The following is a 14,638-nucleotide window of genomic DNA, read 5'->3' as shown; positions in this document are numbered from 1 at the left end:
AATGAAACATAAGAACATAATGGTTGTTGGGACATCTTCAGGTGCAGGGAAGAGTATAACAGTTACAGGGTTATGTAGAGCATTTTTTAAAGATGGATATACTGTTTCACCTTTTAAATCTCAAAATATGGCATTGAATTCGTATATAACAAAAGAAGGACACGAGATGGGGCGTGCACAGGCACTTCAAGCAATGGCGTGTGAAAAAGAAGCTCATTATACTATGAATCCAATTTTATTAAAGCCTACAGGTGATAGGAGAATTCAAGTTATTGTCAATGGAAAATCTATCGGCAATATGGGAGGCCTTGAGTACGGAAATTACAAATCGATATTAAAAAAAGATATAATTGAAGCCTATAATACAATTAAGATTAAGAATCAAATATGTGTTATAGAAGGAGCTGGAAGCCCGGTAGAGTTAAATATAAAACAGGATGATATAGTGAATATGGGTTTAGCTGAAATGGTGAATGCTCCTGTTATTTTAGTTGCAGATATAGATAGAGGGGGCGTCTTTGCGTCGATATACGGAACTATATCTTTGATGGAACCAGAGGAAAAAGCTAGAGTAAAAGGTGTAATCATAAACAAGTTTAGAGGAAATGTTGATATATTAAAGCCGGGACTGGAAAAGATAGAGGAACTGACAGGGGTTCCAATTTTAGGAGTCATGCCATACTTTGAGCTAGACATAGAGGACGAGGATGGAGTAACAGAAAAGTTTAGTAGGATTAAATCAAAAAAAGGAGATATAAAAGTTTCAGTTATAAAACTTAAACATATATCTAACTTTACAGATATTGATGCTTTACTAGCAAATAAGGATGTAGATGTTAATTATGTGACGTCATTTCATGAGTTGGGAGATGAGGACTTGATAGTCATACCTGGATCTAAAAATACAATAGATGATTTAAAAGATATAAAAGAAAAAGGAATTGCACAAGAGATTATAAAAATTTCTCGAAAGGGAACTCCTATTATTGGTATATGTGGCGGATTTCAAATTTTAGGAGAAAAAGTATTGGATCCCTATGGAGTGGAGGGAGATATAAAAGAACTACCGGGATTGGGACTTTTAGATATAGAAACTACAATGGAAAAAGAAAAAGTGACGACGCAGTATACAGGATTATTAAAAGGAGAGATGGGGCTATTAAAGGGGTTGGGAAATATTGAAGTTAAGGGATATGAAATTCATCAGGGAGTAACGACTGGGAAAGAAAAATCAATAACCTCAGATAATAGATTAATAGCAACAGTAAAAGATAATATTTTTGGAACATATCTGCATGGTATTTTTGATAATAGAGAGTTTACCGATTTTATTTTAAATAATATAAGAAAGAAAAAAGGGTTGGAAAAGAGAAACAGTGCAATAACTTTTGATGAATATAGACTCCAAGAGTTGGATAAATTAGAAAGAATATTTAGAGAAAATATAGATATGAAAGCTATTTATAAGATTTTGGAGGAGAACTAATGAACTTCATTTTAAAGATTTGGATAGCGTATCTACTTGATTTAGTTTTAAGTGATCCCTATTGGTTTCCACACCCAGTTAGGTTTATTGGAAAATATATAACTTTTATTGAAAATAGAATCTACTCATTGAAAAATAAAAGAGTTTATGGCGGGTTATTAACTTTTACAGTTATACTTACAACAGGAATACTTTCATACCATATAGCTAAGGCATCCCAGTTTTTAGAAATTTTCTTTTTGTATACAACTCTAGCAACAAAGAGTTTAGGGGCAGAAGGGATTAAAGTATATAAAATTCTAAAAAGCGGAGATTTAAAAAAGGCTCAAAAAGAGCTCTCATATCTAGTTAGTAGGGATACGGGTGAAATGGATGAGATACAAGTTGTGAGAAGTACAATGGAAACAATAGCTGAAAATAGTGTTGATGGGGTGATAGCTCCTATGTTTTATGCGTTTTTAGGAAGTTTAATGACAATTGGAGGAATTTCATTGGCATTGCCATTGGCAATGGGATATAAGGCAGTGAATACCCTCGATTCAATGGTTGGATATAAAAATGATAGATATATAGACTTTGGGATGGTTTCAGCAAAGGTGGATGATTTTTTTAATTTTATTCCAGCAAGATTATCTGGTTTGTTAATAATTCCAATTGCGACTTTTATATTGGGAATGGGGATAAAAAGACCGTTAAAGGTGTTTTTTAGAGACAGAAAAAATCATTCGAGTCCAAACTCTGGTCATTCGGAAGCAGTTTTTGCAGGAGCCATAGGAGTTCAATTTGGTGGTAAAACAAAATATTTTGGAAAATATTTTGAAAAGCCTACAATAGGAGATAAATTAAAAGAGTTTCAATGTGACGATATTAAAAAATGTTATAGAATAATGTTTATGACATCTTTTGTAGGTATGATTCTATTTACAATATTTACTCAACTACTATAAGATACGGGAAGTGAAATAATATGGATTTACATGGTGGAAATATATATAAATTGAAAAGAGATAGTGGGATAGATGTCTTGGATTATAGTTCTAATATAAACCCTTTGGGTGTTCCAAATAGTTTTAGAAAGGCAGTTATAGAAAATTTTGAATCTTTGGAAAAATATCCAGATATAGATTATACGGAGCTAAGAGTGGCGATTGCTAACTATAATAACTGCTCTATAGAAAATGTGGTAGTGGGAAATGGTGCCACAGAAGTTTTATTTTTGTATATGAAGGCAATAGAATGCAAGAAAATTTTGATAGTCGCACCAACTTTTGCAGAGTATGAAAGAGCTGCTAGAGCTGGAGGAAAAGATGTAACTTTCTTTCCGTTGAACAAAGATTTTTCTTTAAATGAAGATAAGCTACTGGAGTTTATAACAGATGAGGATGTTGTGGTTATATGTAATCCAAATAATCCAACTGGGAAGTTTCAAGACCTTGAAAAAATAAAAAAAATTGCTGATTTTTTAGAGAAAAAAAATAAAAAACTATTTATAGATGAGGCTTTTATTGAATTTATCGAGAGATGGAAAGATAAAACAGCGTTTTCATTAAAAAATAAAAATATATTCATTTTAAGGGCATTGACTAAGTTTTTTGCACTTCCGGGAGTTAGATTGGGCTATGGATTAACATATGACAAAATAATTTTGAATAGAATAAAAAATATTAGAGAGCCGTGGAGTGTGAATGGAATAGCAGAAATAGCTGGGAAAACTATGCTTTTAGATACTTCATATATACATGAAACTGAAAATTGGATAAAGAAAGAAAAAATATGGTTTTATGAGGAGCTACGCAAATTTGAGAATATAGAGGTAACTCCAACAGAAACTAATTTTGTACTGGTGAAATTATTAAATGATAACGCTAAAAGTTTTAGAAAAAAAATGATAGAGAATGGCATATTAGTAAGAGATGCCTCGAACTTTATGTTTTTAGATGAAAGTTATATAAGATTAGCAATAAAAGATAGAAAAAAGAATGAGCGAGTATTGGAGGCTTTAAGGAGAGTGCTGAGATAATGAAAGGTTTTGTTTTAGCAGGAACAAAAAGTGGTATAGGAAAAACTACAATATCTATGGGACTTATGGCAGTTTTTGAAGATGTGGCACCCTTTAAAGTAGGACCGGACTATATAGATCCTAGTTTTCACAAATTTATAACGGGAAATAAAAGTTATAACTTAGACTTATTTCTAATGGGTGAAGATGGTGTGAAGTATAGTTTTGAAAAACATAGTAAAAAAATATCTATTGTTGAAGGGGTTATGGGGCTTTATGATGGATTAGGAAATTCTCTAGATAACTATAGCACTGCCCATCTATCGAGAGTTTTAAATTTGCCGGTTATTTTAGTAGTGGATGCAGCAGGAAAAAGTACAAGTATTGCAGCAGAGGTTTTAGGCTATAAAAATTTAGATCCAAGAGTTAATATAGCTGGGGTTATAATAAACAAAGTAAATAGTGAAAAACTCTACGAAATGTTAAAAGACGCCATAGAAAACTATGCAGGAATACCATGTTTAGGCTACCTGAGGAAAGATGAGAACTTAGGAATCAGCAGTAGACATTTAGGATTACTTCAAGCGGATGAAGTTGAAGATTTAAAGGATAAAAAAGAGATTTTAAAAGAAGAGATTAAAAAGACTATTGATTTAAAAAAAATAGAGGATATAGCTAGATTGAAAAAGTCAGAAAAAAATGTAGATATTTTTAAAAATATTGAAAATTTATATCTAGGGTTAAAAGTAGGAGTAGCTAAAGATAAAGCTTTCTCATTTTACTATGAGGATAATTTGGAACTTTTACAGAGAATGGGTATAGAGCTTATAGAGTTTTCTCCTATAAAAGATAAGCAAATACCTGAGGTTGATTTATTGTATTTCGGTGGAGGATATCCAGAAAATTATTTGGAAGAACTGTCAAGCAATAGAGAGTTTTTAGATTCTTTAAGAGAGTTTCATAGGTCTGGAGGACATATTTATGGAGAATGTGGAGGATTTATGTATCTTAGTCAAGGAATAAAAACATTGGATGAAAAAAGTTATTCTATGGCACAATTAATAGATTGTAGTGTAAAAATGACAGGGAAGCTTTTTATTAGTAGATTTGGATATGTGGATATAAGTTTTGGTGCGCTGAGCGGAAAAGCTCATGAGTTTCACTATTCCAGTATAGATAAGACGGGTTATGATGAAAGGGTTTTTAAATTAACAAAATTTGATGGTAGAGAGTGGCTATGTGGCTATAAAAATAAAAATCTTATAGCGGGATACCCGCACTTACATTTTTTTAAAAATTTGGATATATTAAAGCAGATGTTAGAAGGAGCAAAAAGATGGCGTATATAAAAAGACCACAAGACATAGAGATAAGAAGTTTTGAAATAATAGAGGAAGAGCTGGGAGAAAAAGCAAAACAATTTTCCTCTGTTCATTTACCGATAGTAAAAAGAGTTATACATACAACAGCTGATTTTGAATATGCAGATTTATTGGAGATTTCAGAAGATGCAGTTGAATCATGTCTGGAGGCCTTAAAAAAAGGTGGAAAAATATATTGTGATACCAATATGATAGCCAATGGTTTAAGTAAAATTACTTTGGATAAATATGGATATTCTGCATATTCTTTAGTTTCAGATAAAGACGTAGCAAAGGAAGCTAAGGAAAGAGGGGTAACTAGATCGATAGTTGGAATAGAACACGCGGCAAAAGACCCAAATACGGATATATATCTGATTGGAAATGCACCGACAGCACTATTTAGATTAAAAGAACTTATAGATTCTGGAAAAGTTCAAAAGCCAGCATTAATAGTCGGTGTTCCTGTGGGATTTGTGGGAGCAGCTGAATCAAAAGAGATTCTACCGGGAAGTGGAATACCATACATCATTGTTAGAGGTAGAAAAGGAGGAAGTCCTGTAGCTGTTTCAATACTTCACGGAATTCTATATCAGTTGCATAAGAGAGAAGGATTCTGATGGAGAAAGAACTAAGAACAGGATATACAACTGGTACGTGTGCTTGTGTGGCAGCTTTTGTTGCATTAAATCTTTTGATGGAAAAAAAGATAGGTGAAAGTGTCGAAATAACAACACTAAATGGAATAAAGTTGAATATTCCAGTTCATTCGAAAAAAAGAGGAAATAACTGGGCAAGAGGCGTTGTATTGAAAGATGCAGGAGATGACCCAGATGTTACAAATGGCATAGAGGTATGTGCTAAGGTAAGAGTTGTGGAGAGATTACCGGATATAGAAAGAGCCCATAGGTTTGATAATCTACTCATAGTAGGTGGGAGAGGAGTTGGATTAGTGACTAAAAAAGGTCTTAAAGTTCTACCGGGAAAATCAGCAATAAATCCAGGTCCACAGGAGATGATAGTAAAGGTTCTAAATCCACTACTTAAAGAGTCTGGACTAAAAGTAGTAGTAACTATTTATGTTCCAAAAGGTAGGGAAAGAGCCTTGAAAACTTTTAATGGAAAACTGGGAATAACGGGAGGAATTTCTATTTTAGGATCTACTGGAATAGTTAAGCCTATGAGTGAAGATGCACTTACTAAATCTATGTTTGCTGAGTTAAAAGTTTTGAAAGAAAATAGCCCTCGAGAATGGGTTGTATTCGCTTTTGGAAATCACGGGAAGCAATTTTGTGTAGATAATAATATAGATATTGAACAGATGGTTGTGACGAGTAACTATATTGGTTTTATGATTGAAAGTGCAGTGAAGTTAGGATTTAAAAAAATACTATTGATTGGACACATAGGGAAAGCTATTAAAGTGGCAGGTGGAATTTTTAATACTCATAGTCGAGTAGCTGATGCTCGATTGGAAATAATTGCAGCAAATGCTATCTTGATAGATGAACCTAGAGAAAATATTTTAAAAGTCTTAGAGGCAAATACAGCCGAAGAAGCCACGGAGTATATATCTAAAAAAGAGAGTTTATTTAGTTTAATTGCTAATAAAGTAGCAAAGAAATCAACTGAGTTTTCAAGAGATAATATAGAGTTTCAGTCAATTCTTTTTAATTACAGAGGAGACATTTTAGGATATAGTGATAGATTTTACAGTATGTTAGAGGAGATAAAAATTGAGTAAAGAGATATCAGTAGTTGGACTTGGACCGGGAAATCTTGATTATATGACAAAGGCAGGGATAGACAGAATAAAAAATTCAGAGATAGTAATAGGTGGTGGGAGACAATTGGAAGAGATTAGCTCTCTTTTAACTGACCAACATACCTACGTCATGAAAAAATTGGAGGAGATGAAGGGATTCGTTTTAGAAAATTTAGATAGAAATATGGTATTTATAGTTTCTGGGGATACAGGTTACTATAGTTTACTTACGTATTTAAAAAAGAGTTTTCCTGAACAAAAGTTTAATGTTATTCCGGGAATATCCTCTTTCCAATATCTATTTTCTAAAATAGAATTGACTTGGGAACACTATCAACTTTGCAGTGTTCATGGGAGAAAAAATGACTATATAGAGATATTTAAAAATAGTAAAAGTGGAGTAGTGTTATTGACCGACGAAGAAAATAATCCAATAGAAATAAGCAAAACACTTGTGAAAAATGGAGTTATAGATGCTGAAATTATTGTAGGAGAGAGACTTTCCTACAAAGATGAAGCTATTACAAGATTTTTAGTTAAAGATTACACAAAATACAATAAAAAATATGGAATGAATGTAACAATTATAAGAAAGGTTTGAGAGATGGGACATATTTATGATAAAGAGTTTGTTCAAAAAGAGCTACCTATGACAAAACAAGAGATTAGGGCAATTTCTATAGCAAAATTACAATTGCAAGATGATTCTGTTTTAATAGATGTGGGGGCTGGAACTGGAACTATAGGAATAGAGGCAGCGACATATTTAAGGAATGGTAAAGTTTTTGCCATTGAAAAAGAAGAAAAAGGTATTGAAACTTTAAAAGAAAATATAAATAGGTTTCGATTAGATAATATAGAAGTGGTTGTTGGTAGAGCTCCAGAAGCAATACCAACTATAAAGTATGATAGAATGTTTATCGGTGGGTCAACAGGTTCAATGAGAACTATACTTGAACATTTTATTAAATACTCAAAAAAGGGCTCTAGAGTGGTTATAAATGCAATAACTTTAGAGACTTTAGCGGATGCTACAAAACTTTTAAAAGAGTTAAATTTTAAAAATATAGAAGTTGTAAATGTTATTGTATCTAGAGGCAAGAATGTAGGACCATATACAATGATGTATGGAGAAAATCCAATATATATAATAGCAGCGGATAAGGAGGAAACGAAGTAATGTCGACAGCAAAGTTTTATGGAATAGGAGTGGGAGTGGGAGATCCTGAAATGTTAACGCTAAAGGCTATAAGAGCTTTTAAAGAGCTGGATGTGGTAGTTTTACCGGAGGCTAAAAGGTCTGAGGGAAGTACGGCATACGAAATAGCCAGAGAATACTTAAAAGATGGAGCAGAAACTTTGTTTGTTGAGTTTCCAATGTTAAAAAGTGTAGAAGCCAGAAAAGAGTTTAGAAAAAGAAATGCTGATATGATACTTGAACATTTAAGGGATGGGAAGAAAGTTGGATTTTTAACAATTGGCGATCCAATGACGTATAGCACATATGTTTATATTCTTGAATATTTAGACGGTATGATACCAGTGGAGACAATCCCTGGAATATCATCTTTTTCGGATATGTCTTCGAGATTTAATTTACCACTGGTTATAGGAGAGGAATCTTTAAAAGTGGTATCATTAAATGGGGAAACAGATATTGTTGGTGAAATAAATTCGGCGGATAATATTGTATTTATGAAGGTATCTAGAAATTTTGATAAACTTAGGGAAGGGTTGGAAATTACAGGAAATTTAGAAAATGTAATAATGGTTTCAAACTGTGGTAAAGAGACGCAGGAGATAAATTTTGATTTAACAAAGATGAACGAGGAAGAGATTCCTTACTTTACAACGTTAATACTAAAAAAAGGTGGTATCAATCAATGGAAAAAGTTTATTTCATAGGAGCAGGACCGGGAGACCCAGAATTGATTACAGTTAAAGGTCAAAGATTGGTCAAGGAAGCGGATGTGATAATTTATGCGGGCTCTTTAGTTCCAAGACAAGTTATAGAATGTCATAAAGATGGGGCAATGATTTATAACTCAGCCTCAATGACTTTAGAAGAGGTTATAGATGTAACTGTAAAAGCTGTAAAAGAGGGAAAAAAAGTTGTTAGAGTACATACGGGAGACCCTGCAATATTCGGGGCTCATAGAGAACAGATGGATATGCTAGATGAGCATGGAATAGAATATGAGGTAATTCCGGGAGTGAGTTCATTTTTAGCTTCAGCAGCTGCAGTAAAAAAAGAATTTACTCTACCTAGTATATCTCAAACAGTAATTTGTACAAGATTAGAAGGGAGAACTCCAGTTCCAGAAAAAGAAAGTTTAGAGTCGTTAGCGTCACACAGAGCTTCAATGGCAATTTTCTTATCGGTACATATGATAGGTGATGTTGTAAAGAGGTTGGCAACCCATTATCCAATGACTACCCCGATAGCGGTTGTTCAAAGAGCTACTTGGGAAGATCAGAAAATTGTTTTAGGAACATTAGAAACAATTGAAGAAAAAGTTAAAAAAGACAATATAACTAAAACAGCTCAAATTTTAGTAGGAGATTTTTTAGGGGATAAATATGAGAAATCTTTACTATATGATAAATATTTTACACATGAATTCAGAAAAAGGAATTGAGAAATAGTGAAGCTGGCAGTATGGACTGTAACAAGGGGAGCAGGGCTAAATGGAATAGAGATTGGGAATAAAATTAAAGGAGTTGATGTTTTTACCCTTTCAAAATTTAAAATAGCTGACAGTATTCAGATAGAAAATTTTACTGATAAATTAAATAGTGTTTTTAATGAATATGATGGACATATTTTTATAATGGCAACTGGAATTGTTATTCGGAAAATTGCTTCTTTAATAAAATCTAAAGATACGGATCCAGCAGTAGTTGTAATAGATGAAGGAATGAATTTTGTAATATCTCTTCTTTCTGGACATTTAGGTGGAGCAAACGATTTGGCTCAAAAGCTTCATGAGATATTTGGACTGGTTCCAATTATAACAACTAGTTCAGATGTAACAGGAAAAATAGCAGTGGACACTTTATCTCAAAAATTAAATTGTAGATTGGAATCTTTAGAAAAGGCTAAAAAAGTTACATCTTTGATAGTGGACGGGAAAAATGTTGAGTTGAGCCTTCCTAAGAATATATGTGATGAAAATCCAGAAGGAGTTATGATTGTTTCAAATAAAGAAAACATAGAAACCATACATCTATATCCTGAGAATTTAGTTATAGGTATAGGATCGAGAAGAGGAATTGAAGAGGAGAAAGTTTATGAATTTTTAATGGAGACATTAAAAAAATATAATCTTTCGGTTAAAAGTATAAAACATTTTGCAACGGTGGATTTGAAAGCTGATGAAAAAGGAATTGTTGAAACTGTCAGAAAATTGGGAAAAGAGTTAAAGATTGTTAGTAGAGAAGAGATATTAACAGTGGAAAATATGTTTCAAGGATCAGATTTTGTTAAAAAAGAGATAGGTGTAAGAGCTGTCTCGGAACCATGTGCATATTTAACATCAAGTAAAAATGGAAAATTTATAGAAATAAAAGCAAAAAAGGATGGAATAACAATTTCTATCTATGAGGAGAGATCTGTTTATGAAAAAAGGTAAAATATATGTTGTAGGAATAGGTCCAGGGAATATGGACGATATTACGGTCAGAGCTTATAGAATTTTAAAAAATGTGGATGTAATAGCAGGATATATAACTTATGTAGACTTAGTAAAAGATGAGTTTGCCGAAAAAGAATTTTATGTGTCTGGGATGAAAAAAGAGGTTGCTAGATGTGAGCAAGTGTTGGAAATTGCTAAGTCTGGAAAAGATGTGGCATTGATTAGTAGTGGAGACGCTGGGATTTATGGAATGGCTGGAATAATGATAGAGATAGCTCAAAAAGAGGGATACGAAGTTGAGGTTATTCCTGGTGTGACATCATCAGTGGCTGGAGCGGCAGTTGTGGGAGCTCCTTTGATGCATGATCATGCGACAATAAGTTTGAGTGATTTATTAACCGATTGGGATGTAATAACAAAAAGAATTGATAAAGCTGCAGAGGGAGATTTTATAATATCTCTTTATAATCCGAAAAGTAAAGGGAGAACAACTCAAATAGTTGAAGCTAGAGAACTAATGTTAAAACATAAAGCACCAGAAACTCCAGTTGCGTTGTTGAGGCACGTTGGAAGAGAGGACGAAAACTATACTTTAACGAATTTACAAGACTTTTTAAATTATGAAATAGATATGTTTACAGTTGTTATAATAGGGAACTCAAAAACATATGTTTCTAATGATAGAATGATAACTCCAAGAGGGTATCATATATGATTTGGGTTATAGGTGGAACAAAGGACTCTAGGGATTTTATAGAGTCCTTTCCTTTTAAAAAGAGGCTGGTAGTGACAACTGCAACAGAGTATGGTGGAAAGTTGCTGGAAGAGATGAAAGATATAAAGATATTTTGTAAAAGATTAGATCTAAATAACATGAGAAGTTTTGTAAAAGAAAATAATATTGAACAAATTGTAGATTTATCCCATCCATATGCGGAGGAGGTCTCTAAAAATGCTATTGAATGTTCAAAATTGAGTGGTATTGAGTATGTAAGATTTGAGAGAGAGAATTTAGTATCTGAAGATGGAGTTGTAGAGTTTTCAGAGTTGGATTTTATGATAAAGTATTTAGAAACTTTAGAGGGAAATATCTTGGTAACATTGGGAAGTAATAATCTTTACCGGTTTGAAAATATAAAAAATAAATCAAACATATATTTTAGAATTCTTCCTAAATGGGAAATGGTAAAAAAAGCTGAGGATTTAGGGATTTTACCTAAAAATATTATAGCTATGCAAGGACCGTTTTCCAAAGAGTTAAATATTGCAATGATGAGACAACTTGATATAAAATATATTGTGAGTAAAAAAGGTGGAAGCACAGGTGGAGAGAGAGAAAAAATAGAGAGTGCAAGAGAGGTTGGAGCAATATCAATAATGTTGTCCAGACCAAATGTAGAATACCCAGTGGTATTCTCTGATATAAAAGAACTTATAAAACATATAATTCAAAAAACAAATTAAATGACATTTAACAAAACATAAATTTAAAATATAGTAATTATTTATTATATAAATGATTATATTATTCATTATTTATATAATGACATTGACATTTTATATGAAAAACTGTATATTTACGTTATATGAAATATATGGAGGCAGGTCAAAAATGAGTAAAAAAATTGTGTATATTACAGCAGGATTATTATTAGCGATAAATATATATGCAAAAGGTCTAAAAAATAAGGAGATTAAGAACAACCAATTTTCTTTAAAAAGTTCTGTAATAACTAAAACACAAGAGATTTTTAACTATGAAAATAATATTTTAAGAGCTGTGCCGGTTGAGGAAGAGGAACTTGCAGAGGTCAGTGGAAAAAATGTTAAATTCATCATAAATAAATTGAGATAAACTATTTTAGATAAAGTGTGGATAATAAAGTGAAAAGAGAAAAGACTGAGTAGACACAGTCTTTTTTCTTTTTATATTTAAAAGTAAAATTAACTATCTATTGTTGATAACTTTATAGATATATATAAGAGCATCATCATCTTTAAATCTGCTATAAGTTTCTTTAGATTCTATATTATAGTTATTTTCTAAAGCAAAATTAGAATTTTTAGATAGAATATAGAACTTTTCAGGGAGATTGGTAGTATTATCCAAAGTGAGTATATTTTGTCCAACACTCCAGACATCCTCAATAGTAAAATCATTTGAATAGATATTAAACAGTTTTTTATTTTTTTGCAGAGTTTCCAAAGGCGTTATATTTGAAGATTTTTTATTACGAATTTCATTTTCGACAATCCATGTTAAGTTACAGTTAACTATTAGCAAAAGAAAGCCACTTAGATATATTACTCTTTTTTTAAAATTTTCTTTATCAGTTAGCTTATCTTTGAAAAGATACACTAGTAAAATAATAAATGGAATAGCTAAGTAGTAAAGAGTAGGTTTTTTCCATAAGATAATTCCGATGCTTCCAATAGACAGAATTGCTATAAAAATAGCTTGGATATAAAATAAGACTTTATCTGATTTTTTTAAAATATTCCAATTACTGTTTAAATAGTAGTTTAAAATGATGCCGATTGGAATAGAGGATACTATATACATTGGGAAACCATATCTTTCTTTTTTCATTTTTATAAATGACAGTAGCAAGAAAGTTAAAATGGACCAAAGAATTCCAAGTTTAAAAAGTTTGTTTTCATCATTGCTTTTTAGACACCATTTCTTAAAAAAAGTGGCAATGGCGAAAAACATCCAGACTCCCATAAAGTAAAAATAGTTAAGATAGAAGAAAAAACTTTTAATATGTTTACTTGTCCATGTATCTTTCTCTTTATCCATAACTGCAAAAAATAGTTCTTTGTTTTCTAAAATCATAGCAATAGGCCAAATAGATGCCAAAATCAATCCTATTAAGATGTAGATGGTAATTCTTCCACTGTTATCTTTTATTTTTTTTAATTTATAAACCCAAATATACGATATAACAAAGGGGAGAAACATTCCATAGATAGCCACAGGTCCCTTACTCAGCAAAGAAGCAGCTAAAAGTACAGCTGCCAGTAGGAGGTTCCAGTTACTTTTAGAATTTATACTTTTTAAAAGATAGGTGATTGATCCAAACATGAAGATATATGGATACGCATCCCAAGCATTTTCTCCTCCAACTTTTGTTATCATAAATGTAGTTAGAGCAACAAAAGACACCAAAAAAGGGAGAGTTTTATTTTTGGACAACTCTTGAACAAATCGATATATATAAAAGATTAATAAAATGGAAACTAAAGCTACAGGTAATCGAAGTATCCATTCGTCGGAAAAGTTATTTGAAATTTTCATAACAATCGCAGTAAACCAAGTTGGTAGTGGAGGTTTTTCAAATCGATATTGTCCATTTAAAGTCGTGACAAACCATTTATTATTAAAAACAATCTCTCTCGCAGTAATAAAATTTCTGGATTCCATTAAATCTGCCTTTCGAATCCAAATTGTACTGAAGAAAGAGATAAAACTTAAGCCTAAAATCGATAAAAGTTTTTTATCTTTGAACATCGGTAAAGCCTCCTTGAAATTTTTAAAGTATAGTGGAAATTTTATAAATTAAAAAATATTTTAACAGTTGTTCCTACATTTGGAGCGCTAGAAATTTTTATATCCAAATTTAAAAGACTTACAATTCTTTTAACGATAGACATTCCAAGCCCGTGTCCTTGGATGTCTTTACTACGAGATTTATTGGCTCTAAAGAATCGATCATAGATGTGGTGTAGTTCATTAGGAGACATTCCAAGTCCATGGTCCTCAATGGTTAAAATAGCTTGATTCTGTTCAGTATCGTTTGCAATGGTTATATCAATTGGCTCATTTTTTCCATATTTAATAGAATTTTCTAAAATATTTTTTATTAGCAATTTTATTAGTCCCTCATCCGATTGAATGATTGTATACTCAGGAGTAAAGTTAATACTAGATTCAGGATACTGGTGTTTTAAGCTGGAGATACATCCTAAAATGACCTCAGAGAGTTCAACTTCATTTCGTTCACTCTTTATTTCAGACTCTTTTGCAATAAATAAAAGTTTTTCAATAAGTAAGTTCATACTTTTTGTTTCATCCTCAATAGAAGTTAAAGCTTCATTAAATATTTCTGGGTCTTTTTTCCCCCAACGCTTAATCATATCAATATATCCACCGATTATGAAAAGAGGAGTTTTTAGTTCATGAGATGAATTTTGTACAAACTCGATTTGTTTTTTATTTTGTGTATCCAGTCTCAGTAGCATATCTTCATATGAATATAGGATGTTGTCAAACTCTTTAAAATAGTTAGTAGGTTTTATAACTTTTAAGTTCTCCAAAGTGATATTTGAATTTATATTTTCTAATAGAGAGAGTTGTTTTTTTATTTTTTTAAACAATATTGTGAAAGCAAA

At 31.7% G+C, this 14,638-nt stretch carries 16 protein-coding genes; 14 read left to right on the top strand and 2 right to left on the bottom strand.

The features are described 5' to 3' along the window. The first annotated feature begins 1 nt into the window (after position 1). The 14 genes from ACWI69_RS01085 to ACWI69_RS01020 all read left to right on the top strand — a co-directional run bounded on the left by ACWI69_RS01085 (position 2) and on the right by ACWI69_RS01020 (position 12,101). Positions 2–1,486, top strand: a complete 1,485-nt coding sequence (locus tag ACWI69_RS01085) for a cobyric acid synthase (RefSeq protein ID WP_448820027.1) — start codon at positions 2–4, stop codon at positions 1,484–1,486. Next, complete coding sequence (gene cbiB / locus ACWI69_RS01080; protein WP_448820026.1) at positions 1,486–2,433, top strand: adenosylcobinamide-phosphate synthase CbiB; 948 nt, start codon at positions 1,486–1,488, stop codon at positions 2,431–2,433. The genes ACWI69_RS01085 and cbiB overlap by 1 nt, the downstream gene beginning before the upstream one ends. 20 nt (positions 2,434–2,453) lie before the next feature. Then, a complete protein-coding gene (gene cobD / locus ACWI69_RS01075) occupies positions 2,454–3,506 on the top strand; it encodes a threonine-phosphate decarboxylase CobD (RefSeq protein ID WP_448820025.1) in 1,053 nt (350 codons plus the stop codon). Then, complete coding sequence (locus ACWI69_RS01070; RefSeq protein WP_448820024.1) at positions 3,506–4,834, top strand: cobyrinate a,c-diamide synthase; 1,329 nt, start codon at positions 3,506–3,508, stop codon at positions 4,832–4,834. Before cobD ends, ACWI69_RS01070 begins: the two co-directional genes overlap by 1 nt. Next, entirely contained in the window at positions 4,822–5,466 is a 645-nt protein-coding gene (locus ACWI69_RS01065; RefSeq protein ID WP_448820023.1) for a precorrin-8X methylmutase, read from the top strand. Before ACWI69_RS01070 ends, ACWI69_RS01065 begins: the two co-directional genes overlap by 13 nt. Further along, on the top strand, positions 5,463–6,590 hold the full coding sequence (gene cbiD, locus ACWI69_RS01060) for a cobalt-precorrin-5B (C(1))-methyltransferase CbiD (protein ID WP_448820098.1): 1,128 nt from the start codon (positions 5,463–5,465) through the stop codon (positions 6,588–6,590). The genes ACWI69_RS01065 and cbiD overlap by 4 nt, the downstream gene beginning before the upstream one ends. After that, positions 6,583–7,212 carry a precorrin-6y C5,15-methyltransferase (decarboxylating) subunit CbiE gene (gene cbiE, locus ACWI69_RS01055; protein WP_448820022.1) on the top strand — a complete coding sequence of 210 codons (630 nt, stop codon included), beginning with the start codon at positions 6,583–6,585 and terminating at the stop codon, positions 7,210–7,212. The genes cbiD and cbiE overlap by 8 nt, the downstream gene beginning before the upstream one ends. Before the next feature lie 3 nt (positions 7,213–7,215). Next, entirely contained in the window at positions 7,216–7,791 is a 576-nt protein-coding gene (gene cbiT, locus ACWI69_RS01050) for a precorrin-6Y C5,15-methyltransferase (decarboxylating) subunit CbiT (protein ID WP_448820021.1), read from the top strand. Next, positions 7,791–8,516, top strand: coding sequence for a precorrin-2 C(20)-methyltransferase (cobI, locus tag ACWI69_RS01045; protein WP_448820020.1), 726 nt, complete (start codon positions 7,791–7,793; stop codon positions 8,514–8,516). Before cbiT ends, cobI begins: the two co-directional genes overlap by 1 nt. After that, positions 8,495–9,250, top strand: coding sequence for a precorrin-4 C(11)-methyltransferase (gene cobM, locus ACWI69_RS01040; protein WP_448820019.1), 756 nt, complete (start codon positions 8,495–8,497; stop codon positions 9,248–9,250). Before cobI ends, cobM begins: the two co-directional genes overlap by 22 nt. A 6-nt stretch (positions 9,251–9,256) precedes the next feature. Beyond that, the gene (gene cbiG / locus ACWI69_RS01035; protein WP_448820018.1) at positions 9,257–10,243 is read left to right on the top strand and encodes a cobalt-precorrin 5A hydrolase; all 987 of its coding nucleotides are present in this window, start codon (positions 9,257–9,259) and stop codon (positions 10,241–10,243) included. Beyond that, positions 10,230–10,961, top strand: coding sequence for a precorrin-3B C(17)-methyltransferase (gene cobJ, locus ACWI69_RS01030; RefSeq protein ID WP_448820017.1), 732 nt, complete (start codon positions 10,230–10,232; stop codon positions 10,959–10,961). Before cbiG ends, cobJ begins: the two co-directional genes overlap by 14 nt. Further along, positions 10,958–11,710, top strand: coding sequence for a precorrin-6A reductase (gene cobK, locus ACWI69_RS01025; RefSeq protein WP_448820016.1), 753 nt, complete (start codon positions 10,958–10,960; stop codon positions 11,708–11,710). Before cobJ ends, cobK begins: the two co-directional genes overlap by 4 nt. 148 nt (positions 11,711–11,858) lie before the next feature. Beyond that, the gene (locus ACWI69_RS01020) at positions 11,859–12,101 is read left to right on the top strand and encodes a hypothetical protein (RefSeq protein WP_448820015.1); all 243 of its coding nucleotides are present in this window, start codon (positions 11,859–11,861) and stop codon (positions 12,099–12,101) included. A gap of 93 nt (positions 12,102–12,194) precedes the next feature. On the opposite strand, the gene ACWI69_RS01015 is transcribed toward ACWI69_RS01020, so the two are convergent. After that, a complete protein-coding gene (locus ACWI69_RS01015) occupies positions 12,195–13,757 on the bottom strand; it encodes an ArnT family glycosyltransferase (protein WP_448820014.1) in 1,563 nt (520 codons plus the stop codon). Positions 13,758–13,798: 41 nt separating this feature from the next. Further along, positions 13,799–14,638 (bottom strand): sensor histidine kinase (locus ACWI69_RS01010; protein WP_448820013.1); only part of this gene is annotated, 840 nt, incomplete at its 5' end.

Source organism: Cetobacterium sp., assembly GCF_977044495.1.
This window is presented reverse-complemented; position numbering and strand designations above follow the sequence as displayed.

Coding starts and splice junctions, on each gene's coding strand:
- ACWI69_RS01085 (WP_448820027.1), top strand. CDS start 2: ATGAAACATAAGAACATAATGGTTGTTGGGACATCTTCAGGTGCAGGG.
- cbiB (WP_448820026.1), top strand. CDS start 1,486: ATGAACTTCATTTTAAAGATTTGGATAGCGTATCTACTTGATTTAGTT.
- cobD (WP_448820025.1), top strand. CDS start 2,454: ATGGATTTACATGGTGGAAATATATATAAATTGAAAAGAGATAGTGGG.
- ACWI69_RS01070 (WP_448820024.1), top strand. CDS start 3,506: ATGAAAGGTTTTGTTTTAGCAGGAACAAAAAGTGGTATAGGAAAAACT.
- ACWI69_RS01065 (WP_448820023.1), top strand. CDS start 4,822: ATGGCGTATATAAAAAGACCACAAGACATAGAGATAAGAAGTTTTGAA.
- cbiT (WP_448820021.1), top strand. CDS start 7,216: ATGGGACATATTTATGATAAAGAGTTTGTTCAAAAAGAGCTACCTATG.
- cobI (WP_448820020.1), top strand. CDS start 7,791: ATGTCGACAGCAAAGTTTTATGGAATAGGAGTGGGAGTGGGAGATCCT.
- cobM (WP_448820019.1), top strand. CDS start 8,495: ATGGAAAAAGTTTATTTCATAGGAGCAGGACCGGGAGACCCAGAATTG.
- cobJ (WP_448820017.1), top strand. CDS start 10,230: ATGAAAAAAGGTAAAATATATGTTGTAGGAATAGGTCCAGGGAATATG.
- cobK (WP_448820016.1), top strand. CDS start 10,958: ATGATTTGGGTTATAGGTGGAACAAAGGACTCTAGGGATTTTATAGAG.
- ACWI69_RS01020 (WP_448820015.1), top strand. CDS start 11,859: ATGAGTAAAAAAATTGTGTATATTACAGCAGGATTATTATTAGCGATA.
- ACWI69_RS01015 (WP_448820014.1), bottom strand. CDS start 13,757: ATGTTCAAAGATAAAAAACTTTTATCGATTTTAGGCTTAAGTTTTATC.